Origin of the sequence: Bradyrhizobium sp. BRP56, assembly GCF_020194035.1 — a bacterium.
Classification (GTDB): Bacteria; Pseudomonadota; Alphaproteobacteria; order Rhizobiales; family Xanthobacteraceae; genus Bradyrhizobium; species Bradyrhizobium australafricanum.
Genome location: NZ_JADYVV010000021.1, coordinates 87,942 through 111,991 on the forward strand (window position 1 = coordinate 87,942; position 24,050 = coordinate 111,991).

Genomic DNA, 24,050 nt, shown 5'->3' on the forward strand with positions numbered 1-24,050 from the left:
TAAGTTCAATCCTGACAGACAATGGCCCCCCAGCGCCGTCGTCGTCGAGCTGCAGATTGATCTATGATGCCCTCGATCCTAAAGCGTTGACCCGATACCGAAGTGAGCCGCCGATCCATAGGACCGGCGGCCAAGTCAAGGGAGGAAACGCCCGTTAGGGCAGCGGTAGGAGAGTATACCGCTTAGGCACCGCCAATCTCTTGGCGGATCTCGCAAAACAAATCTGCAATTTGGCTAAAGGATGATCCCGATTCACCGAATGAAGGTGATGCGAAGAGTTATACGCGTGCTGGCTTCAAGTAATTCAATTCAGCCTGTAGCAAAAGAAAAAGTTGCGTACGCGGCGTACCAATTGGGCTCTTTCCGCTTTTCGGTTACAGCTTCAACAAGTCGAAGCTGTTTCGTCGTTTTACCGAGCTAGATTCGAAAGGCGCGCAGCCTGCCATTCGATCTTGCGGAGTAGGCGCCACTTGCGCGATAAAATCTCCGGTTTCACGCTCGGAAACTCTCTGCTAAGCGCAAGAAATTGATAAGCAGCGCGTCACCTTGCTCGGTAAGCACTGACTCGGGGTGGAACTGCAGGCCATGGGTTGGGTGATGCCGATGGGACAAAGCCATGATCTCACCTTCATTTGAACGGGCTGTCACCATGAGAGGCGACCTGTCCGACTCACCGAGTTCAATCGCCAGAGAATGGTAACGTCCAACAGAAAGTGGAGACGGGAGCTCTTTAAATAATCCTCGGCCATCATGAGCTATGTCGGAAGCCCGGCCGTGCATCGGACAACGGGCGCGCACAACCCGGCCGCCGAAAACGCTCCCAATACACTGGTGCCCGAGACAGATGCCGAGAATTGGGATGTGCCCCGAAAGTTCGCGGACAACCGCTGTGGATATCCCGGCCTCCATTGGCGTGCAGGGGCCGGGAGAGATGACGATTGCCCGTGCCCTGGACGCAACAAGATCGGCGCAGCGGATCGCGTCATTCCGGACAACTTCCGTTTTTGCACCAAGCTTGCGGAAGTAGCGCGCAATATTGAAAACGAAGGAGTCGTAATTGTCGATGATGAGGATCAAAATACACCGGATGGATCGGCATTAAAGGCATCGAACACTCGCTGGGCCTTGGCAAGCGTCTCTTCATATTCGGCTTCCGGATCCGACATCGCCGTTATTCCGCCCCCTGCATGGAACACAGCCTGGTCGTCGTCAATCATCACGGTGCGGATCGCAATGTTGGTATCCATCTGTCCATTGAATCCGATGAAGCCAATCGCCCCGCAATAGACCTCTCGTGCCACTTGCTCAATGTCCGCAATGATTTCCATTGCTCGCACCTTCGGAGCTCCGGTCACGGAGCCGCCTGGAAAGCAGGCGCTAAGCAGACCGACGGCGTCTTGATTTGCAGCAAGTGCGCCCCCGATAACGGAGACGAGGTGGTGCACTGAAGCGTAGGATTCGAGGTTGCATAATGCCGTAACCTCGACCGAATTGTCTGTACAAACGCGTGACAGATCGTTGCGCAGCAGGTCGACGATCATGATGTTCTCGGCGCGGTCCTTTTCGGATGCAAGGAGGATTTCGGCGTGGCGCCGATCCTCCTCCGGATCCGCGGAGCGCGCGATTGTTCCCTTGATGGGGCGAGTTTCGACCTGTCGTCCGTCGAGTTTTAGAAATCGCTCGGGAGAGCTCGATGCAATCGTCATCTTGTCGTAGCGCAAGAGGGCAGCGAATGGTGCCGGGTTCGATAACCGCAGCTGGCAATAGAAGGTGAGGGGATCGAACAGGGGCGATACCTTGGCGCTGAAGCGTTGTGCGATGTTCGCTTGGAATATATCCCCGGCCAGAATCAACTCGACGACGCGCTGGACCGCCCCTATGAAGCCTTCTCGGCCAAAGTTCGAATGCCATGCGCCCGCCGTGCTGGGAATGGTGAGCGGCGGCAACCTTGGCCTGGCTAGCAGCGCCGCAAACTCGTCGGCGCGACGGCGCGCACGCTCAGTTCGCCGAGCGGAGGCCTGCTCCGGCCATCCGGTCGAGATGATCCAGCACCTGCGGTCCCGGTGATCGAAGCTGACCACCACGTCGTAGAAATTTAGTACCGCTTGAGGCAATTGCAGACCGACAATCGACGGCCGCGGCAGCCGCTCCAGCGTTCGGTTCAGATCGTAACCAAGGAAGCCGGCAGCGCCGCCCTGGAACGGCGGGAGATCGGGGCGATGCGCCTCTCGATATCTGGCTAGAAGGTTGCGGAGCACGGCCCATGGATCACCTGCAACGATCTTCCCGTTCCAACTAGCCTGTCCATTCGACACAAAATATGTGCTGAACGGCTCGCAGGCCAGATAGGAGTAGCGCCCAAGCACCTCATGCTCTGTCGCACTATCGAGAAAGGTAAGGTGCGGCCGCTGCGCAGCGCATCGCAACGCCTTGACTGGATCGATCCACGGCATCTCCAGGACGTGCATGAGGTTATCGGTTACCCAAGGGCAGCACGTTGTGAAGCCCGAACTAAAGGTGATGCCGTCCTGAAAATGAGCAGTTTTCGACCCGTCTGCGGCGCCCTTAGGCTACTCATCGGGTTATCCCCGGCCAGGTGGTCGCCTGGGCCGTGCTATCTGGCCTAACCCTGACGTCCGGGCGAAATGCACATCTGTTGATGGCTCGTAGTCAGCGGCAAGCCGCAGCTCCCGGAGTGGTCGTACGCGCCGGATCGCTTCTCGATACAAATCGTGCGATTTGTATGCAGCCAGATCGCTCTCGCTGTCGAACTCACCATACACAACGACGTCGATATCGTTGCCGAGTTGATCGCTCTTGCGGTTGAGCGCAATCTCGAGCCGGCTTGCATAAGGTATTGAGGTGAGTATCGACAGACCTTCGACGATCTGGTCGATACCGGCCTCATCCTTGGCTGTGAAGAAGACGATGTGACGAATCATGATGATCGATAAGCGTGACGCAGTAGCCTCGGGGCGTTCCTATATCGAGATCAAGCCCCACGCAACGCTGTGAAGGCGACAGAAAGTTTGCCTTGGGATCGCGCCCCGTCTTCTTTTGGGCGCAGGCGAGTAGTTCCGGGGATCACCGCGGCAGTTGATTCGGGGAACCAGCGAGTCGGCTCGGCCTCTTCATGGGACAGTCGTTGCGCAGAAGCCGAGAACGAGCAACAAATCCCTTCGTTGAGCCCTTGCGAACTTGTAAATGTCAGGGCCATGCAGCACGTCTTCGCTATTAAAGCAGGCGAACTCAGCCATTTTCGCGCGGGGCTTATGTCCGAAGCGTACCGTTCTGCATCTGTAAGGACACATCCTGCCTCACGTGGATGTCTTTGTGCGATCCGGACAATATTTGTAGGCCGATAGCAATCTTAACCTGACACAACACAGCAAGCTCAACTCTGGGAAGAGGCGGTGCTAAGCGCGACAAATTTCGAAGCTCAACATCTGTCATACGGGGAATCCCTTTTGGCCCAATGCGACGCCTAACTCCTGGCCGCTGTGCAAATCAGTAGAGGCGAGGTGTAAGGGCGACTGAGCCACCTGTGCTCCATTGGGGGTCACCGTACCCCGATTGTAGGCTGCCGGACCGTCACTAACGACAGGCGGCCTTCTCGACTGGCGGTATTTTTGAATTTCACCAACGCTGAATGTCATGGGGGAGGGGACGTGAGGACCATACTGGATATTCTGGACGAAGGGATAAGAGGTCAGGCTCGATGAGCCCGCAGCGGATTGTGGTGGCGGGTACGGGCGCCGGGGTTGGAAAGACGGTTTTCTGCGCAGGGCTCGTTAATCTCCTGGGTGCGAAGTTTTGGAAACCGATTGAGGCTCGCCTGGAAGGGGAGACCGATACGGAGCGCGTCGCTCGGCTCGGTGGTCTTTCAGCCGAACGAATCTTGCCAGAGCGTTATCGCCTGCAGGCGGCCGTTTCGTCCGACGGTTTCTCAGAGGTCGACGAGGTTCGCATCGACACGGATTCGCTCGACGTGCCGGCCTCCGGTGAGCAGCCGCTGGTGATCGAGGGGACTGGCGGACTGATGGAGCCGCTGAACTGCGGCACCCTTTACATTGACATCTTCGAACGTTGGCGGCTCCCTGTTGTGCTCTGCGCTAGCACGGCGCTCGGGACGCCCAATTCCGCACTCTTATCCATAGAGGCTCTCCGAAGACGTCAGATCGATGTGCTCGGAATTGCCTTTGTTGGGGAAAAGAATCCGGATGCTCTGAGAGCAATTTGCGAGGTTGGCCGGGTGCGTTGGTTAGGGAGACTGCCCTGGATTTCTCCTCTGTCGGCAGAGGCGCTGCAAGCTGAGTTCGCGGCTTCCTTCCGCCGCGATGATTTCATGCCATGACGCTAAGAGGAAGTCGTCGCTCTGGCCTCTGTACGCGACGTGCTCTTTCAAATCGAGGTGACAAGGGGACGCAAGGCCGAGTCGGCGAAGCTCCCGGCATTGGGAATCGCCGCGGCGGGGAGTTCATGGGAGACCTACCCGATCGTGGAGGCGCACGCCCAGCCAGCCTTAGAACGTCGTCTACCGATTTCTTGATCGGCATCAAGTTCGCGAAGACGCCTACCACCTGCGTGAGGGGCGCCTTCGGAGCGATCGATCGATTCGGACGTACATCGGGAAGAATATCTGCGGCCAAAGGCGGAACGTCTCGGCATTCACGATGAACTCGTTGACCGGCGGGAGCGAAGTGAACGCGGTTGATGCGCCTGGGATTGAAGAAAACCGCGGTACCGGAACTCGACGTCACCTGCGCCAAAAGGCGACGCCGCGAAAGCGGCGCACAGAGAGAGAGAATGGACCCGGCGATCGATGCGACAGGTCTCGACTGGTTTCGTTTTCCAAATTATCGTCTGCCGGCATCTGGCAAAAACTTTACTTCAGCGCTGTCTCGATCAGGCTGGCCAGTTGGACGGCGGCAAGGGCTGCCCGGGCCGGAGCGCCAGGATCTTGGCCTTCGTCTCATAGTCGCGCGTCGGAAGTACGCGATTCTTTCCAGTGCTTATCGGCAAAGCGTAACCCGTATTGCTTGGCGAGATCCGCGATTTCCTGAGCCCAGATGGCAGGATCGTCGATCTGCGCCTCGACCTCGTTGACGCCGGCGCTCGACAGCCCGTCCTTGTCGTCGGCATCGAAGATGACGCCGTAGGGCGAGGAGTGACCGCCGAAGATGGCGTCCCAGTTGGGGTGCAGAGCCATGCTGGAGCCAGTCGCCGGCATCACCGAACCCGCATTGCCTCCGGCATCTTCGTCCGGGATCTCATGCCTGTAAGCGGGCAGCAGCGTGCAGCGGCTGATGGGCGTCGCCGACGAGATGAAGGATCCAGACGAGGTCATACGAGCGCACATCGTCGGATCCGCCCGAGGAAGCCGGCAGCGCGGCGATCATCAGCTTGAGCTGCGTGACGAAGTCCACTGGGGCCGCAGCGGACAGTGGCGTACCGGCAGGTGTGAAGTCGGCGTCCTTAAAATGCCAATAAGCTTCCTAAGTTGCCTATGATCCCAGCAGAGGACGCCGAGCTTTGAGGTGCTGCTGCACGTATCTTCTTGGGGCTCGGGCGCCGCGCCGAGCGGCATAAGGTTTCGTTAGAGCGCGCCAAAGTCGCTCGTGGGGCGCCAATGGCGGAACCGGCTGCCTCAAACGGCTAGTGCATCAAGCACCCACTGCTTCTCGAGCGGGGTAAGCCGATCGCGGCTGCTGTGCGCCTCCTGGATCAATCGCCGACGCAAACTGTCGATGGTATCGTCGCGCACAAGGAAGCGCTCCGAGATCTGTACCGGTACTCCCTGTTCGTCGAGGTTCTTGAGGACCTCCATTCGAAACCAGCGAGGCATCTCGGCGACAAACAGGCCGTAATTGGTTTTCGGCTGAATGCGTTTGGCAAAGAGCTCAACCACCGAGAACAGTTGTGGCAACCCGTATTCGCAGGAGCGGAGAAAGCGGAAAACGTTGTCCTGACCGCGCGGGGCGCCACGATATGAGCTGCTGTGCCAGCGAAAGAAGCCTCGCAATGTCCCGTGAGTACGCAAGTTTGTCAGGTAGACAGCGAGCTGTGCCGCACTGCGAACACCAAATTCGTTCGCGCTCCGAACGCCGCAAATGATTCGACATACAGCGAGAATATCATCGTATTTTGGTGGTCCGCTCCAGTGCACGCGAGCCCCTTGACGCGACGCAATCTGGGTTTGCTGTTTGAGGGCTGCTGCATCTTCGAGTCCGACGGACGACGCGAGACGGAGCTCATCGGGCGACAGTCCCATCGTGCGGGCGAGTTCCGCGACCCGGTCGCTTATGGCAGGGGAGCTGTCCTCGTCGGAGATGTGGACGACGAGTTCGTCTGGTGCCTGGTCAAGATCGCCGAAGAGCGGGGGCTCAACCTCGATGGCTTCCTGGTCCGGTGGGGCGTGGAAAAGATACACCGCGCCGACGTGATGCTGACCGAGCCTGCCTGCGCGGCCGCGAATGTTCGAGAAGGTAAAAAAGTCGTAGTCCTTTCGGGCGATTTGCTTGTCGTAAATGAGCACGGACTTCGCCGCTGTATTCACTCCCTCAATCAGTGTCGAGGTGCAGATCAGGATCGGCAACTCGCCGCGATTGAACAGTCGAACGAATTGAGAGGCCAATGACCGCGGTATACGTCCATGGTGTACGGCCACGCCGGCGGCAACAGCTTCGCTCAGCTCCCAGCCCTCGCCGAAATTGTCGTCGATCCACGCCGACATGTCGCCAAGCTTTGCGAAACTGCTTTCTTTCGTGAGCGTGCTCGCAAGCTGATTCGCGCGATCGGGCGAGGAAATGAAGACAAGCGAGGGCCAATTGCTTGAGCTCTTTAGCTCCGCTGTGAGGCGTTCTTCCTTGTTCTTGATCCGGGTCAGATCGAACGTATCAACCGCGACGGTTGAGAAGCGCGTATGGAGAAACTCGAACTTCCAGCGGTTATCCGCCGAGTAACGAACCGTCTCAATGTTCGGGCCGAGAAAGAAGAACTGCTTGGAGCGTCGCAAGAGTTGATAAACCGCCGCGTTCAATGTCGAGCTGCGGTCGTCCTGGCGGGTCGGGTCGAGCTTGTAGAACTCGTCCACGACCGCCAGATCGATTGTGCCCAGATCCTTGCGGTTGATCAGCCGTTCCTGTGTGCCGAGGAAAATTACGCTTTGATCGGCAGGAGCCTCTTGCGAGTGGTACATGATCAATGCGAACTTGCCGCCAAACCGTCGCTCTATTCTTCGGCGGAATTCGTCAAGCAGGGCGATTGTCGGCAGGACGATGGCAACCCGCTTATATCGGCCGGTGGCAAGAAGTGCGTCAATCAACAGGCTCTTTCCAAAGCTCGTCGGTGCACTCAAGACCAGGTTGTTACCGGATAGAAGCGTGTTTAATGCTGCTATCTGTTCTCTATGGAACGTGATTCCATCCAATTCATCGGAAGTGACTGCGTCCGCAACTGCCGCATCGCGGTAGTCCGCGGCGTCCTTGTCGATGTAGTTCCATAGTCCCACGGCGCGCGCCAGGGCGCTGAAGACCTCGCGGTAGGAAGCCAGTTCAGGCCGCGCCTCCAGGAGGTTGGCAAGGCGAGGGACGACTGTGAGAACGCCGGGATCGTCGACATCAAGTGTTTGAATATCCCGAGCGGTTTCCTGGAGGATGGAAAATACACGCTCCTTGAGCTCAGAACCGTGAAGGCTCTCGATCTCGTGCCACTGCTGTTGGGTAACCGTCACTGCAGCCCCTTCAACTTGTCATCGAATGCGGTGACAAAGCCATCCTTGTCGGCTAGCGGTACGTACAGCAAAACCATGCGTATCCTTTTGGTCAGGCCGGACTTGGCAAGTCGCGCGCTAATGCCGTCGAATTCCTTCGAGAGAGCGGCCTTATAGCTGTCCGTGATTTGCGTTGCACCGGCGCACGCCTTGCTGTTGGACAGAATGCCGATGACGAACACCCCGGACGAAATGAATTTGTCGAGGCTCGTTTGAGGCTCGAAGAGCTCCATCAATTCATCGTATCGCGGTGTGGTTTTTGGTATCTGAGGTCCGAGAAGAAGCTTTTGCTCCTTCAGAAATCCTTGATCCAGATGTTCCGTCACGGACTTCAGAGCCTCGGTAATGGCGTCTATGGTGTCCAAATATAGCTTTGACTCGCCGAGCCAAAGTTCAACCCCGCCCGCTTGAGGAAAACGGGCATGCACCATGTCGAATGCCTTCACCACGTCATTCGAGGCGCTCTTGTAAAAAACGCGGTTTGAAATTGGCGTGGTATTAAAATACTCACGGCAAATCGCATGAAGCGCGATCTCGCCGGCTTCACCGCGCTTTGCGTACTTCTCGCTCGTGTAGACCCGAACAGCCGCCTTCTTCAGCTTCACATACATATTGGCATGCGTGATCGCGAGCTCATCTTCAGGCAAGGCATATTCGGGGAGCCACTCGATCAGATGCTCCGCGAACGGAATGCAGCGCCAGGCCTTCAGCTCGAAACCCGCGCAACAGATGGCATCGACGGGGTTTGCGCCATCAAGAAAGTAAAGCCGTTCAAGAAATCGCCTGGGTTTAAAATTATATGCAGTCAAACCGAGTCACCCCTGCCCAGCAATCAAATATGTTCAAAAAGGTTGTGCGGATCTAATGGTCGCGTGCTGGGTACGCCCTGCGACTTGCGGCCGGCAGGGACGGGTAGAGATGTACGATGTCATAGGGAAGGTTTGCTTCGTTCTTCTATATAGTTGCGCAGCTTTTCGGCGTTCTGCCAGGTGGCTCGTGATCCAGGTTCTTTTCGCTAAATTTATGCGCCCAGCCGACTAAGCGTGCAGGTCAATTGCCCGCTGCCTGCTGCTGCTCCGCAACGGCGGTTGGCGCTGTCCGACGGCTCGGCTAGAGAGCCTCGAACCGACATATGAGTCGAGCCAAGATGGTTGGCCGCCGAAAAATTGTCGATTTCCGGCTACACGCTCGAAATGGATGGGCGTGAGGAAATCTAGCTCCCGACTCAAGTCTTGACGGCTTCCTTCCCCGTGCGCACGTGGGGGAAGGACTGTCGTGAACCGAGCCGCTTTGCGCCCTGAAGGTCACCCGTGCATTTGGCTGCCCACACGCACCTTTGGAAAAGCGACCGCCGCACATGTATTCTTGCCTGCAAGGTCATCGAGGCTGGCAACCGACTCTCGCGCCACTGATCCGATCCAGTGCGGCTCGACGATACGGATTTGCTGAGGACGCGTTCAATGACACCGCGCCAGCCCGGGCAATAGCACAGGAAAGCTAAAGTGCCTCGCGCGAGACAGGCAATGCCATCGATTACCACGCGGTTGTCCGGCTGCCCTATTGTTGCCTGATGATGAGACCCGCGAGAAGTTCGAGGACGGCTACAAGAAAACGGCTGGGAGGAGGGCATCCTTCCAGATGACGCCGAGCCATTTGACGAACTGACGGAGCGCCGCACAGAGTTCGAGCGATCTGCAAATAGCTGATAGGTGGTATTTTGTCCTATCTGACCGGTTGTACTTGCCTGGAGTAACGCTGACGCGGCAAAACGCCGAGTGACATCATGGCCGCTCCTCATCAAGGGGTGTTTCCTGCGTGGGAACTTCGGCTACCCATGAGCGCCATTGACTGGCATACTCTCCAGGAAGCAGCTTATCCGGAGCTAGGCTACAGTGGACGCCGCGACCTCGGGATTCAAATTCCGATGCGCACAGTCCACACCAGAACAACGCCAGATCTTTGTCTGCCGTGAAGAATGTCGTCGGCACGCTTGCGAACCAGGAAAAGAGATAAATCAGAAACTCCAGCGAACGCAAATCCGCGAGCGCATTGTAGGCGTCCTCTTCGGTGTAGTTCGTCTTGAACTTGAGAAGGCGCTTTGCCGGACCTTGGCCATTCGGGACAACAATTGAACTTAAGGCTGCGAGCACGACCAGCGACGAGCGCGGCACCTTGCACGCGTCGGCCGCGGCAAAGACCTCGATCCATCGCGCTGACGCGTTCTTGCGACCAACCGGTGCGGTCAGAGCGGGCGCAAGTTGCATCAGGAACGCTTGCTTGCGCTTAAAGCCTTGACGGGACTCTTCAATAAGGCCCATCGCGCCCCTTAGGCTGTCCGAGCCGAGCACAAGCTGAGCTTTCGGCAATGCCCTTCGCAGCTTCGCCGCGACCTCCTCGAGTTGCTGCAGCACAAGTGCCGGCGTCGGCATTGCCCTGACATTGCCTTCCATGGCAAAAAGGACAGGATTGATCCGCATAGGCTTGCTGGCAAGAAGATCCAGAAAGTCCGACCGACTGCCCGTCATCTTGCCGCCCTCGAACCGACCAACGATTTCGCTTACGACATTGCGGTCGAGCAAAATGATCGTGTCCGGAACATCGGCAGCCAGTGCCGAAGGCAGCCAGCCATTCCTGACCAGACCGATCGTGCGTGACCTAAATGCGCTTTCGAGCGTCAGTCGCACGGTGTGGACCTGAGCACGGTCCAGTTCGGTATCCGTGTCGATGATTCTGCAGCCCTGAAACACAAGCGGAATCGTTGGGCCGTGATTAAGATCGGCAGCGACCAGCTCGGCATAGCCGAGAGGCTCCACCCTTTCCCATGTGAAAGTCGTTGCCTTTCCGGGTGCGCCGTCACAACCGTTTTCTTGAACACGGATTGTCGAGCGACCCGCTGCTTGACCGATAGCCGCTGAAGTTGGCTCGAACGTCATGCGTTATCCTATAGTTCTCGATCCCCCTGCGGCGGGAATATGACCGCACGTGAGAGCGAGGTTTGCCTCCGCTCGCTGCGACTGTACGAGGAGTACCATCAAGACGCAATCACGCAAGGTGCGGCTTTCTTCGGCGGCTTGGTCGAAAAGTGCTGTTGCGCGGCATGGAGCTTTGGACGAGAAATAGCCGTTGCGATGGGGACAGGTGCCGCGACCGGCCGCCCAAGGGAAATTGCTATTCTCGCCTAAAGAAGCTGGCGAGGTGACCTGTCGGTCAAGCGACCGCAACCACTGAGCGGCACAGCAACCTACTGCGTCGGCTCAATCGAGCAGCCACAATTGCACTGATACGGGCCGATAGCCGAGCCACTCCAGCGGAGATCGATTGTGCCGAGCCCATTCAAGCCTCGATCCTCTGTACGCCGATCGTCCTGTACTGGCTTCGGAAAGCCGATCAGCCATCCGGCTCGCTGCAATTTTGCGATAGACGGCGCAAGCGGATGCTTATAGCTGTTCTTGTTTCCAAATGACATTGCAGCGCGGGCCGTCGATAGGTTTGGTTTTGCGGGCGCCTTGCCTGGAGCCCGTCCGCCGTGGTGAGATACAACTAATGACGTGATCGCCCGCACTGAGCGCTTCAGGGACGGGATGTCGGAGTATCCGGCATCACCGGGCAGCAGGATTGGATCGTCCTGGTCGTTCGGCCCATTGACCCAAACGGCGATTCCGGAACGATTGAAGTTCCCCGTCGATCCCGTGCAGCGCTCGAGCTCGATCGCTCCCTTCTTCAGAATGCCTTTTCCATTCCAGATCAACAGGTTTCCATTTTGAGCAATACTGCTCGCCATAGCGGATTGCGGGCCAGGTCCTATCTTCTGAAAAGGGGCGATCCAGGTTCTGTTGAGCGCTGTCGTAAACTTGTTGGCGGCATGAAAGTGATCGTAGTGCCAATGAGTAAGCACCACCACGGGATCGTCCTTCAGACATATCCCGGTCATTGCAGCCGGCCATGTGCCGGTGTCCGCCAGAACGCCCGCTCCAAGATCAATATAAGCCAATACCTTCTTCGATTTCGTAACTAGCGCGTTGGCTGCGCCTTGTCCAACATCCAGAACGAAAACTCTCTCAACACTGTTGGTCGGCAGAGCTTCACGGAGTTCATCGCCTGATTTTGCGTAGGGCGACAAGTCGGTTACTCTCTTCAAGCTGCTTAGAACATGCGGTGTGATACCACTTTGAGAGAAGCGCACACGCACGGCTGGCCCGTTTATGTTTCCGTATAGATTAGCTGGGCCACGTTCGTCTTCGAATATTTGAAGTTCTAACCACGTCGGAAGTCTGCCCGACCAAAAGTCGAGCCATTCCAGGGCCGCGAGATCTTCGCCGAGCCGTGAGTTGATCTCGATCGCGTAAACAGGGGCCCGCATTGAGAGCGAAGGCCAACGGCCGGTGGTCAGAGGCCCCTGAGATGAGGAGTTCTCACCGTCGAACCAGTCGGCGTCGACTGCATCAAACAGCGCGTACTCTGACCGATCCCACTCGATCAGTCGCGCGTAGACTCTGCCGGGAACCTTAAAAGCGCATTCAGGCAGGAAGAAGTGGTTCAGTTTCATGGGGGAATGCCGGCTCGCTAGTTAAACTCGTAATCAATAAACAATTTGCCCGTGGCTGGGATCTTGAACTGATCCGGGAGCTCGCCAGCCGTCTTCTCAGCCTTGGTCTCTTGCGCGGCCACTTGATCGCTCCTTGCCAGTTGACCTTCCATTCGTCCGCGCAGAGCGTCCAGCAAGGGTTCTCGAGGAACCTGGTTGTATGCGTGTATCTGCGTAGAGCACATCCCAACGCAGCCGAGCCTCATAGCTGCTACCGCATCCTTGGGCGTCGCATTGGCACTGCCATGGTGACCTACTTTGTAGAAGTCGATCTTCCCCAGGATCGACTTGGCATTTTTGGTCAGCTCAGTATGGCCTGGAGTCCCATATGCGCCGCCGTACAGAAAGTTTTCCCAATTGCCCCATTGGGCGTCACCGGCAAACAGCAGATGCCTTCCTCGGAAGCTGAACAAGACAACGAGGCTTTGGTTATTCAAGGTGTTATCCGCGGACTTGGCGCGAGCCGCTAAGAGATCGGGCTGCGCGCCATCGATCAGGCGGATTATCGTTTGATCGTCATAAATCCTGAAAGCGTCACTGGGATAGCCGTTCTTGTCGGTGTAAAATGCCTTGGGAAACGGCCGGACCACTTCGTCATTTGTCTCGATCTCGTCAGACAAATACTGCTGGTTCACTTTGGTCATCTGCGAGATGAGCTTGGAATCAATCGGCGGACCGAGGATCTGGGCGGATAGACCGGCATCAGTGAGACTCTTGGGCAAGATGGGGTGGTCGCCGGCCTTGTAGTAATCGTGGTTCGCCTCGTTCTTGAAGCCGCCGTGAAGGACGTCCAAGGCCTTTTGATTTTTTGACCCACCGCCCGCGGCTGCCATCCCTCCAGTGATATTGTCGACCATATTCTTGAGCATCGACGAATCATTGCCGCCTCGCGCGGCGAATCTCACCGAAAGATTATCCGCGATCGCAGTGAGGCTTGCTTGAAAAGCCATCGCTTTGTCGTTCTTTGGATCCTCGAACCAGGGCATCCAAACACGCTCGACCGTAAAGCCGCTAAAAATGTCGCTACAGGTCGCAAAGCCCGATATGTGGTCGGCATGTCGATGCGTCATGATGACGAGCGCGAGCTTAGAGCCGCAATCGTTGGCCATTTGCTGCACCGCATCCCGGATGCTCCCCAGGTCCTGCGCGTGAACGCCGCAATCTATAAGAACATGCTCGCTTGCCCCGCCGGTTGTCGGCACAGTCAAGAGAAAGAAATCGCCAAAACCAACTCGAAACATTCGTACCCGTAAACCTTGGGCGCTTTCGTTCGAAGAAGCGTCGGTCGTAGGCGAACTCGTGTTGTTTCCACGCGTAGGGATCTTTGCGGCCTTGCCGCCCTTTCTGGCGGTTGCCTTTACCGTTTTGTTCCGAATTTTGGGAGCGGATTTTTTCGTGGGGGCCATGATTAAGCTCCGGCGTGCAGTAGACCAAAATCAAGCTGGAAGCGTGCGTCGTCTCCCGCTTCACCGACCTCGCCCCTTTCAATTTTTTGGCTGATCGCGCGGCCGCTTGAAGCATAGTATGTCCGTACGCGATCCTCGCGTTCAGCGCTGTGAAGCTTTGCAATCACAAACCGAATTCTCGGCGGCGGCCTTTTGTCCGCTTGCGGCGGGTCCTGAGAAATCAGGAGCGTCACGCCGTTCCGCATTGGAAAAGTACCTGAGCCAGCATCACCGAACGGCGTTCGCACGGTCTGAACCAGCTCGGCTACCATATCCACAAACAGACGACCGTCTTCGCCCATGTGAAACATCGGATGAAATGACAGTGCCTGGATCTTGCCAAGACTACGATCAAACCCGAGCAGGTCGCCGTATTTCTGCGCGTAAGCGCGAAGCACGTCCCCGTTGTGGTCCTTCTCGGACTTGGTCAATCCGTTCGGATCACCGAACTGAAGTCCATCGACAGTCGGGAGCGCATCACGCCGGACTTTCGGCCAGAATAGCGATTCTTCCGAAAATGAAGCAACGCCATCCGCAATGATTCCGCGCAGCCGGAAGGCCTGCATCACTGCGTCCCGTACACCGTCAGGGTCCTTCGGATGCAGATCAAGATCCGCAGTCAATACGGCCCGCAGAAAATCTCCAAAGGTTATGTCGACCGGAGGGCAATAGTCGAGCGCTCGTGCACAGATGACGAAAAACTGCTCCGCCGTGCGACTTGCCTCGGTCGCTAGGCGTTCGGCAAGAGGAGTCGGCAGATCGTCATGGTCGAGATTGCCGCCTCCAGCGCGATGAATTCGAAAGAGATCCGATGTCCTGCGGGTATAGACGGTGAAGTACGCATCGAATACCGCAGCGACCAGAATCGATCCGCGATCGTGGGGTTCAGTCTTGACATTAATGTCACTGGAATTGGGCGGTGTGCCTAGCGCGCTGCGGAGGGCGCCGCGCATGCCGGCGGCTTCACCAAACTGGGTGGCCAGGGCGACGAGGGGATTGGCTTTTTCGATCTGCAACTGAATGACCGGTTCCTTCGAATCCGCCGCTATCGCGACCTCTGGCTTAAGGCGCGAATCGAACAGTCTGCCGCCAGTCTTCTCCAGCGTATCGAGCAGGAACTCTTTGTGCGAGAAATGCGAGAACAAGGCGGCGAGGTCCGCAAACGCCTCGTGAAATGCCGGAACGTCGATGTTGGTGGGCTCAGTAAAGAAGCTTTTTATACCGTCGACGATCGCATGCGTGGTCTCGTGAGCGATAATGTCGTGTGATAAGCAAGTGAAGACGGTCTGGCCCGGTAGATTGCTTCCCGGATTGGTGCGACTGGCTCTGAAATATCCGAACAGGATTCCGTGCGCTTCGGGACTATAAAACGCATTCGCCTGGCACATGGCGTGAGGAAACAGATTGAGGCAACGAGACGCGCCATGGGGAACTGGAGCGGCATCAGCCGAGCGTTTGAAGCCACGCCAATGGATACGACGTCCCAGTGCGAACTCGAACCGCTGCAGTGTTTCGCTTGCCACGGCATAGACCATCTGCTGGTGAAAGCGAGGGTCCGACTCGCATGGCGAGAGACCCCCGCGGATCAAGAGTCTCGGATCGTTTAGGTCTACGGGTTGATAAAATGTCTTATTCGCTCCGTCGTAGTCGATCACGGCAAATCGTTCGCCGATCGGACCTGGTTGGACCGCTTCATAGCGTACCGATGCGGTCATGTAGTTTCCAACAAGGCGACCTGCGCTTGGGTCGAATGCGTAAACGCTTAGCGGACGCTCGCTCGGTGTCGGTATCTCCGATGACGTATAGATATCGGAAGGTGCCAAAGCCTGCGATTGCTCGCCACTCTCGCCCTGATCGCGGACTTCCTCGCAAACAAGAGATGGACGTCTCATTATGTTGCCTCACAATGAGCGAGAACAAGAGCAGGATTGCGCTGGGTGCGCGTTGCCGCTATCTCGCTTGACCCTCAGTATTCGTCGGGAAATGGAAAGCCCGTGGGATCAGCAATCTGTATGTCAAGTGTTGTCTGCAATCCGGGAGCGATATGCTTACGCAGTGCGGCGTCGCAGATCGCATACCCCCAATTCATGAGCTGATTTTGAAGTTTCAGCGGCATCCGTTCCAGACGGGTGGCGACTTCAGCCAAAGCAGCGGGTTTTCTGATCGCACATTTCAGCGGGTCAGTCGCGAGCTGGTAATCTGAAAATGAGGTACGAATCCCCCAGAACGCGCCGGTATGGTCACCGCGCTTGTAAGCGTCGATCAGGTGTCGCTTGCGAAGACTGCGGACCTGGTTATCAATCGTGTCGAGGATACGCATGGAGTGGCGTACCCAATCATGATGCGGATCCTCTTCGGGCGCAATCTTTTGGCCGGCATCACTCACCAGCAGCGTCTTGAAACGTTTGGTCGTTTCCAGGCCGAGATTGTCATAGACACCGCCATCGCTGAGTACGGCCTGTGTCGTGAATGGAGGATGGTTGAGCTGACTGCCGGGCGGCGCTTCCACCTTTTGCCTGATAGGCAGCACCATGGGCGAGAGGATGGGCGGAAAGGCGGATGATGCTGCAACCGCACTGCAAAGCGATACGTCTGGATCCTTGACCAAGCCGACGAGATAATCGCCCATATACGGCCTTGAAAAGCGCCAGAGTGCCGAGCTTTGGACGTTTGTCGCATTGATCACAAAGCGTGGAGCCTTGTTTTGCGAATCGTCGGGAAGGTCCCGTAGCTTTGCACCCTTGAATAGTACGTCGTCATACGACTGAGCGACCTTTTCGCTAATCGAAAGTGAAGAGAATATTCCCCCGATGACAGCGCCGGCGTCGACTGTGGTGTCTGCCATTGCGCGAATGCGGTCAACAAGCAGACCGAACTTTGCTGTTTTTCCGTTGCTAAATTGCAGTTCGTCCCAGAGCAATCCCAACACACCTGCAGTGATGGATCCGCCCGAGACGCTGGATATCCTCTTCAGCTTTCCCAACAGTCCGATCTCGTTGAGCCGATAAAGGACTCCAACGTGAAAGACCATGGCACGATATCCGCCACCCGAAAGCGACAGGGCGACGCCATCTTCGATAGCTACAGACTGCTTATGCGGATCAATAAGTACTTCTTCCATTTGAGATCCCAGCTGCTAGCGTCCTCGCAAGGTCAAATCGCAAATCGAGGGATCACGTCCAACCGCTGGTTTGATTTCGTTCAGCAGATCTGAGGCGTGGGGAGCCTTGCACGGGAAGTGATTGACTGAACAAATCAGAAAGACTGCGGAATGGACGTGGCATCTGAATGGTTTACTGAAAACGTGTGACGCAAGGCTCAAGTGCCGCCAAACATCCGTGGCTCCAGCGCTGTAAAAAATGCGACTCGATCAATTATGTCGACGTACGAAACCGCTTATGCGGGGCTGCGTAAGGCTCAACCACAGCGATAGTGTTGCATAGGTTGCTTGAGGATTTCAATCAATACGTGTAAAAAAATGCAGATAAGCTGCGTCGGCCTTCGGCTACTTTCGGTGGTACCTGCAAAATGAGTGTGCGGGATGGCCGGGTGTTCGGCCAACTGACTGGAGTGCCTTAACAAAACGCATCGACAGCCTTGTGGGGTCGTAACTGCCTTAGCGGCTGAGCCTAGATTTGGGTTTGAAGGCATGCGCGGCAAATTGCGTGAAGGCGAGGAAATGGGGGCGCGGAAGAGAATTCTCGGGAATAACAGTAGAGTTGGACCTTGTTAGTGACGGCGCGTGGCCGCCTTTGGCCGGATTGGCGGGAGGCTTCTCGAGGTTCTCATTGCGGATATGGCCTTCCGCGCCTTGGGCTCGCTGCGTCGCCACGACTGTTGCCTGAAGCGAGATGAGATCAAGGCAAGCATGGCCGTTAGGCGAGGTCTCGAATGAAATGTTTGAGGCCCTTTGCCTTGCCAGCCTGGTTGGCAGGATGGGAGTGTGATCGGCCGTGCTAATAGACTGCGAAAATGTTATTTGAGACTGCTGGGGATTAGATGATCAATGCACTTCGCGTGGCAAAAACAGCCAATTTTCATAGTCTGAAGCGCTCGCTGAGCAACGCCGCGGTTGACGATCTTTTCCGGCGAATTCGCGCCCGGCAGCCATCCGCGTCCCAGAATGTTTTCCACCACCGCCGCGTTTTGGTGGGAGCGACTTATTGGTCAGCGATTTCGTTTTTTTACGAGCGTCCAGCGGCATTCATGTCTGAGGGGGCCGGCATTCAGGAGCGGATTTGTGGGTTTCTCCTGCTGGTCGAGCACCGAGGCCACGTCGCCATATTCAGATCGAAGCTTGATCTCCCCGCGAACTTCTCGACCCGATACCTCGCGCGGGTGCCGTCCGAACGAGTCGACGTCGCCGTCGCGCGAAATGATGCCGTGTTCGAAAAGATCCGGCTCCGCAACATGTCGATTTCAAAAGACGTGATGCGAAGCAAGACATTCGAGGCTAACGATCTAAGCAACGTCGTGGGACCGGCCGGGGCGAGCCGTTACGCGCCACAAGGTTACACAGTCCGATCGAATGCCGGCCACTATTCGACAACCCCTCGCACAGGCCGGATTGGTCAACGATCCGATCGTGTCGGCCACGAGGATTTGATCGATTATGCGACGTCGGTAATTGATCAGCTGGTCGACGCTCAGGGAGCTCCGGCTACATTCATCGGTACATTCGCCCGTGCGATTGACCTGTCGAGCATCCAAGGAAGCGTCAGTCCAACCGCATTTGCGGTTGACGTGGCTAGCCTCACAGACGCCGTCCACGAGCGAGGCGATATCAGGTTGGTGCGTGAGATCAACGAGAAATATGTCATCCTCTCAAAGTCCGAAATCGACCAGGTGTTATCGGAGCTGGACTGCGTGCTAAAGGTCGGCGGCCAAGGTAAGCTGCTGGATCTGGTCGATAGCGCTACCAACGGCAAGGTCGGCGCTATAGCGATCAATCAGGGCCGGATTGCGCTGCGTGACCTACGCCTGCCTCTTAGCGCCGATGTTGAGATTGAAGATCCGGATCGTCCGCTGGGCGAAGATCCAGATCGAATCTCGCTTCGACGTTACCTAGAACGCGAGGACTATTTCATCATATTGTTCGATACGCCCTCGCTGGCGTATATAGACGGTACGCTGTTCAGGGATGAGGGGTTCACCGACGGCGGCGCGTCTTTGCTACGTTACTTGCGCGCGAACACCCTCCTCGGCGATGTTGTCGATGAGAAGGGAAAGTTTACGGCTGCACATACGACGTTTGATTCCGACTCAACGTTCGGAGTTATCGATAAATGTGTCGCTGATGGAGACGAAGTTCTTGTATGCGATGATTTGGGCGACGAATGGGCGGACTTCATTGGGTTGAATAATTCGAGCAGTCCACCTCGCATCACTTTCTATCATGCTAAACACGGGCAGCCTTCGCTCGGCGCCGGTCCATTTCATATTTCGGTCAGCCAAGCTATCAAGAATTTGCAGCGCATGAGCTTGCCGGCAGATGCGATGGGGGCAAAAATCCGCAGGTGGGAGAAGAACTATATCAACGACGGCGCAACAACCAAGATCCCGCGGACCCTCCGCGGAAGCGTAGGTCAGCTCGCCACCGAGTTTGCACGTGCGCGAACTGCTCCCGATGCAATCCGCCGGGTCTTTATCGTGACATCATCGCTCAGCCGAGGTGCGGTCGAAGCTGCTCTTGCGCGCGTTAAGGCTGGTCACGCCGCAGACCCCTATTTCGTTCAACTCTACTGGCTTCTGATGTCGTTTTTCTCAGCCTGCGCGGAAATGAATGCGCACGGCTATGTCGTCTGTCAGGACTAGAGATCATGAATCCCCTCAGCGACATGATGAAATGGCCAAGCTACATTTCGGCGTAACCCCAGCTTGTTCTAGATTGGAGCGTTCCAGAAGCCTTGGGCTGTCGCGTCGTAGATGCCAAGAACAGGGAGAGTGCCGCTGCCACACTAACCCGTTAGACACCGCGGGCCATGGCAATCCAGAATCGGATGGTGGCAACGCGTACCCTCAATTGCATTCATTTCGGGGGTTGTTTTTGCGTCCCGCACAACCTAGCATAAACTCTAAGCCATTTTGTCGATTTATTGCGATTTCAGGAAATCCATATGTTCGGTCGGATCACGGCCCATTTCGGGCCACTTGCGGTGTTTCTGTCCATCTTTGTAGCGTTGCCGATTTTAGCCACGTCAGCATACGCCAACGACCTGCCGCAACGAATGCGGCTGCCGGTCGGTAGCTATTGGATTGGGGGCGGCGGAGGCGGCGACGTCCCCTCGGGGCATCTGAGACTGAACCGCACGGCCAATACCGACGGGCGTTCCGCGTTCAGCATGCCCGCCTATTGCATCGACAAGGGGCGACCGGCACCAAACAGCAGTCACCCGATCACGGCGTTCAATGGTGACATCCGAATTCAGCGGTACGAAAAGGGCCGGTTCGTCGGAGAGAAGCCATTTGCCGACGCGATTTCGGGAGCAATGCCCTGGGTCTCTGTCTCCGGGCAAGATAATGAGGGCAAAGAGGGATCTGCAAGAAGAATTGCGATAACCCCGCTTGATAATCGCTACGACTACGCCGTCCACGTCCAGGGCTTGGCTATTGCAGGGACCGACGCCAACGATGTTGCCAAGTCCTCCCAGGAGTGGAGGGGCAATGAAGGAGTTCTGAAGGTCTCCAGCGCCTTCGATGTAATGAGGACGATCGTTGCATCGGCACCGGATCCATACGAGACTCTCGATAGGATTGAGAACGTGAGGCAGCGGCTGGAGTGGCATTTCTTCGGAGGCCAATCGTCCGGTGCGGATGTGGCGGGCGCCAAGATGAATTTGCCTGTAGTTCGGGCCGCAGTCGACCTGCTAATGACCGCGGATTTTGCGCCCCGAGGCGCCGTGTTGAAGGCGCGCGATCGTGGCGACTGGATAACGTTTGCAAGGGGCGGCAATGTGCCTGCCTCTGAGCGAGAGCAGCTTTCGCGAGTGATGTCGGACATCGGCATGGAAATCGCGTTGCCGGATGACATCGATCAGCCCGAAACTCTTTCGATGCTTGCCAACGTCAACAGACTGATGCCGCTGGATCGTGCTCGGGCGCTTCAACCTTCTCGAATGTTTTCTACTGGCAGCGAGGTCGGTCTCGCCTCGGGTCCAGGCATTCTGTCATCGTTTTACGCCACCCGGACCCAAGGCGGCCAGTCTTTTGCAAGGTCGCTTCGGATCGCAGCCTATCAGCGATTCAATCCCCTTGATGTGGCAAGCGGTCAGGTTGAATACGATCTACTGCAGGATTTGCAATGCGCGACTGAATTGGATCGAGAGGATGCAGCTGCCGGCCTTTTTGGCGGCAGGCTTTTCGTTCGTAACGAACAGGCTGCGGCCACATCAATTGTTCCGCTGCAGGCTTTGGCTCGTCAACTGCATTTCTACGCCGACGAATTTGCTAAATCGCGCAAGGTGAAGGTGTCGAGCAGCGATACGCATATTTGTTTCCAGTGGTTCGATGATCATGGTAAGCTGAATACAAAGAAGATACCGCGAAAGGAATTCGGAGGCCGCTTCGTGTCAGGCTTCGGGCCCGCCGTATTCATCACAGACGGAAGTGACGGCGCCCTGGATGAGCTGCTCAGCGCGGCCGGCGCTGAAGCTCAAAATCTCATCAATGCTAGATTGCGGCTCGCCGCAAGTTCTGTCCGAATGCCGACAGGAAAGCCGGGCAAAAAGCCCGATGTTGAGATCGTGCAGCGAGCTCAGGCAGGGGAGCGTTCCACGGACGTCTCCATACTCGAGCTGGACGGAAATGGGGATGCAGGCGTGATAAAGCTGGAGGACGGCTCAATCGTCATAGTCGATACAGGACGGAGCCGCGACATCGTCCAACAATTGAGGAAGTTTCTCGCTCGGAACTACAGGAATGAGAAACCGCAGATCAAATTGATCGTCACCCATTCGCATCAGGACCATATCGGCGGGCTTGACGCTCTCATTGATGCTGGATTCCGCATTGATGAGATTGTAGTCGGCAAATCCATTCAAGACTTGGGGGACGATGGGATGATTGCCAATCTACAAAAACGTTTGAAGAGCGCCGGATACGACGACCGGTCGACGGATTCCATCGGTCACTTCGTTCGCGACGGCGTCACGCCTTGGATCAATCTGGAGAATGTAGTCGAAAGAGATGGAGTTGAGACCTTCACGCTTTATCCCGGCAACGATACAACAATTACCCTGCATCATGTGTTGGACAGCAAGGAGCCGAACGATGCTGGGATCGTGGTCAAACTCGTGAACAGGGGCACTAGCTGGCTTTTGACCGACGACATTAGCGCAAGCACGATGAGGACGATGCTTGTCTCCCTGCCGCCGGGATCGCTGTCCGCAGGCTATATGAAATGGCCACATCATCTATGGTTTCCAAAAGAACATTCCAGTGCGCACGCCGACTTGAACCGCTTTCTCTCGGCGGTCGCCGCCCACACATATGTCTTTTCGAATAAGGGTCATGTCTCACATACTAGTCAGCGCTATAAGGATATCGTCACTTTCATCCATTCAGCTTTCGACAAGGACGTGAACGCCCTGTGGACAGACGAGTGGAAATCGAACTTGGTATTTAGGTAGCTGGCAGCGTGCCGATGGTTCTTCTGCACGATCGATCGCCCCGGCTATTCCGCTCTTTCTATCCAGGAGCTGGAGGAGGGCACCGCGCAGAAGCAAGCGCTTGTCACGAGAAACTCGTAGCGGTGATCCGCACTGTAAAAACGATCTCGTAGCTTGCATGTATCTCATTGTGCGAAGCACAACAAAGGATGTCGTCGATCCTGGTTAGGCTTAAGAAGAGCATTCATTAGGTTGAACAAAGATAGCTCAATAGCTTGGATGACCTGAGACCCTCCGACCAAATAAGTCCGAGTTTCAGGGTCCAATGGACACAAGGTCGCCTTCGACCGGTTGCGCGGGCGAGGCCATTTTCAGAGCGATGCCGCTGTAGCGCAAAACGAGCTATTCAGTCCCGGGGGGCGCGGAAACAAGGTGGCGCGCATGAGAAGATGGCGTTCGAGTTCGCAAACAAGCAGCGCTTCGCGCAATGCAGATTCCCGGCGTCGGCCCGATCGCGGCTTGGAGCTTCATGACGGCGGTTGACGATCCTTCCCGATTTAAGCGCTCGCGCGACGTCGCGGCGAAGGCCTGACCTCGCAGCGGCGCTGGCAGTCCGGCACCTTGATCGACGTGCAGGGGCGCATCAGCAAGGCTGGCGACGCCGACGTGCGTCGCGCGCTGTATGAAGAGGCGAACGCGCTTTTGACCCGCTACAAGAAGAAAGATAAGGTCAAGAGCTGGGGTCTGGCGCTGGCCAAGGCGACCGTTGCGGTGGCGCAAACTCGCCGTGATCATGCATGCGATGTGGGTTGACGGAACATTCTATTGCGGTGATCCGGGCGCCTCGCAGGCGGACGTGAAGGCGAAGGCTGCCGCCAAGGAACGCAAGCTGCTGAAGAGCTCACGCATGACGTCCGCGGACGGCTTTTGAGGCCTCAATTGAGGTGAATGAACGCAGCGATTTGAACACGGAGCTCCGCCACTGGCGGATGAGACCTGGTGCAGATCCACGACGACGGAGCGCACGCTATCTTGCTCGTGGCCATGCGCTTTTGCAGGATGGACCATGCCGGAGTGCCTGTGATGTGGCTCCGTCAGACCGATGAAAAGATGCGCCGCGATGGCGTCCGCGTTGCCTTGCTGCAGCGAATTTGTGCCGTCGATGAGCGCGAAAACCTGCACGGCGCGCCAGGAATTGACTATTCCCAGAGCGGGCGTCGTCACATACACCTCGTCGGCCGCGAACTCGTACGCCGGGTGAATGACCAACAACAGGAACGCCAAAGATGCGGCTGTCGCGAACACGTCGAGGAACAACCTTGCTTCCGGACGAATCATGCCGATGACTGCCGTCATCCGCATGTGTTCGGCCCGCTGGAAAGCGACGACCGATCCCAACATGGCGAGCCAGAGGAACAGAATGCCGGCGAGTTCATCCGACCAGACGATCGGTGCGTGGAGCAAGTAGCGGGATACGATGCCGACAAAGAGGACGATTACCTCCGCGACGACCAGTAGCGCGGCAGGAATCGCGACGACTGGCTTGAGTGCCTTGTTCAAGCTCACGATAGCCTTTCGCCATCCGCAAGCCGGTTCCGGAAGGGCGAGAGTCGGCCCTTCGATATGTCCGTGTTCCATGGCGG

14 protein-coding genes and 2 pseudogenes are annotated in these 24,050 nt (G+C 56.7%); 4 read left to right on the forward strand and 12 right to left on the reverse strand.

Annotation, left to right across the window (positions count from 1 at the left end; translation table 11 throughout):
• Positions 1-492 precede the first annotated feature (492 nt).
• The 3 genes from I6F38_RS17060 to I6F38_RS17070 form a co-directional block, all read right to left on the reverse strand.
• Positions 493-1,077: an aminodeoxychorismate/anthranilate synthase component II gene (locus I6F38_RS17060; protein ID WP_225161153.1), complete on the reverse strand. Its 585-nt coding sequence runs from the start codon at positions 1,075-1,077 to the stop codon at positions 493-495.
• Positions 1,074-2,468 (reverse strand): aminodeoxychorismate synthase component I, encoded by a 1,395-nt coding sequence (pabB, locus tag I6F38_RS17065; RefSeq protein WP_225161154.1) that lies wholly within the window; start codon positions 2,466-2,468, stop codon positions 1,074-1,076. The genes I6F38_RS17060 and pabB overlap by 4 nt, the downstream gene beginning before the upstream one ends.
• A 114-nt stretch (positions 2,469-2,582) precedes the next feature.
• Positions 2,583-2,942: a Dabb family protein gene (locus I6F38_RS17070; protein WP_225161155.1), complete on the reverse strand. Its 360-nt coding sequence runs from the start codon at positions 2,940-2,942 to the stop codon at positions 2,583-2,585.
• Between the two features lie 776 nt (positions 2,943-3,718).
• Between I6F38_RS17070 and I6F38_RS17075 the strand changes: the two genes are divergently transcribed.
• Positions 3,719-4,354: a dethiobiotin synthase gene (locus tag I6F38_RS17075; protein ID WP_225161156.1), complete on the forward strand. Its 636-nt coding sequence runs from the start codon at positions 3,719-3,721 to the stop codon at positions 4,352-4,354.
• Positions 4,355-4,972: 618 nt separating this feature from the next.
• Here the strand turns inward: I6F38_RS17075 and I6F38_RS17080 are convergent.
• The 8 genes from I6F38_RS17080 to I6F38_RS17120 form a co-directional block, all read right to left on the reverse strand.
• Positions 4,973-5,347: a hypothetical protein gene (locus tag I6F38_RS17080; protein ID WP_225161157.1), complete on the reverse strand. Its 375-nt coding sequence runs from the start codon at positions 5,345-5,347 to the stop codon at positions 4,973-4,975.
• Between the two features lie 300 nt (positions 5,348-5,647).
• On the reverse strand, positions 5,648-7,732 hold the full coding sequence (locus I6F38_RS17090) for a DEAD/DEAH box helicase (protein ID WP_225161158.1): 2,085 nt from the start codon (positions 7,730-7,732) through the stop codon (positions 5,648-5,650).
• Complete coding sequence (locus I6F38_RS17095) at positions 7,729-8,580, reverse strand: DUF1837 domain-containing protein (RefSeq protein ID WP_225161159.1); 852 nt, start codon at positions 8,578-8,580, stop codon at positions 7,729-7,731. The genes I6F38_RS17090 and I6F38_RS17095 overlap by 4 nt, the downstream gene beginning before the upstream one ends.
• A 972-nt stretch (positions 8,581-9,552) precedes the next feature.
• A complete protein-coding gene (locus I6F38_RS17100) occupies positions 9,553-10,704 on the reverse strand; it encodes a hypothetical protein (protein ID WP_225161160.1) in 1,152 nt (383 codons plus the stop codon).
• A 308-nt stretch (positions 10,705-11,012) separates the two neighbouring features.
• A complete protein-coding gene (locus I6F38_RS17105) occupies positions 11,013-12,317 on the reverse strand; it encodes a hypothetical protein (RefSeq protein ID WP_225161161.1) in 1,305 nt (434 codons plus the stop codon).
• 17 nt (positions 12,318-12,334) lie between these two features.
• Positions 12,335-13,762 (reverse strand): MBL fold metallo-hydrolase, encoded by a 1,428-nt coding sequence (locus I6F38_RS17110; protein WP_225161162.1) that lies wholly within the window; start codon positions 13,760-13,762, stop codon positions 12,335-12,337.
• A 2-nt stretch (positions 13,763-13,764) separates the two neighbouring features.
• Positions 13,765-15,516 carry a peptidase M4 gene (locus I6F38_RS17115; protein ID WP_225161163.1) on the reverse strand — a complete coding sequence of 584 codons (1,752 nt, stop codon included), beginning with the start codon at positions 15,514-15,516 and terminating at the stop codon, positions 13,765-13,767.
• Positions 15,517-15,767: 251 nt separating this feature from the next.
• Positions 15,768-16,922 carry a patatin-like phospholipase family protein gene (locus I6F38_RS17120; protein WP_225161164.1) on the reverse strand — a complete coding sequence of 385 codons (1,155 nt, stop codon included), beginning with the start codon at positions 16,920-16,922 and terminating at the stop codon, positions 15,768-15,770.
• An 878-nt stretch (positions 16,923-17,800) separates the two neighbouring features.
• Between I6F38_RS17120 and I6F38_RS17125 the strand changes: the two genes are divergently transcribed.
• The 3 genes and pseudogenes from I6F38_RS17125 to I6F38_RS17135 all read left to right on the forward strand — a co-directional run.
• On the forward strand, positions 17,801-19,615 hold the full coding sequence (locus I6F38_RS17125) for a hypothetical protein (protein ID WP_225161165.1): 1,815 nt from the start codon (positions 17,801-17,803) through the stop codon (positions 19,613-19,615).
• A 302-nt stretch (positions 19,616-19,917) separates the two neighbouring features.
• Positions 19,918-22,428 (forward strand): MBL fold metallo-hydrolase, encoded by a 2,511-nt coding sequence (locus tag I6F38_RS17130; protein WP_225161166.1) that lies wholly within the window; start codon positions 19,918-19,920, stop codon positions 22,426-22,428.
• Positions 22,429-22,888: 460 nt separating this feature from the next.
• Positions 22,889-23,338 (forward strand): annotated as a pseudogene (locus tag I6F38_RS17135) (transposase); the annotation flags it as partial.
• Between the two features lie 251 nt (positions 23,339-23,589).
• Here I6F38_RS17135 and I6F38_RS17140 read toward each other — a convergent pair.
• Positions 23,590-24,045: pseudogene (locus I6F38_RS17140) on the reverse strand (TRAP transporter small permease); the annotation flags it as partial.
• Between the last annotated feature and the right edge of the window lie 5 nt (positions 24,046-24,050).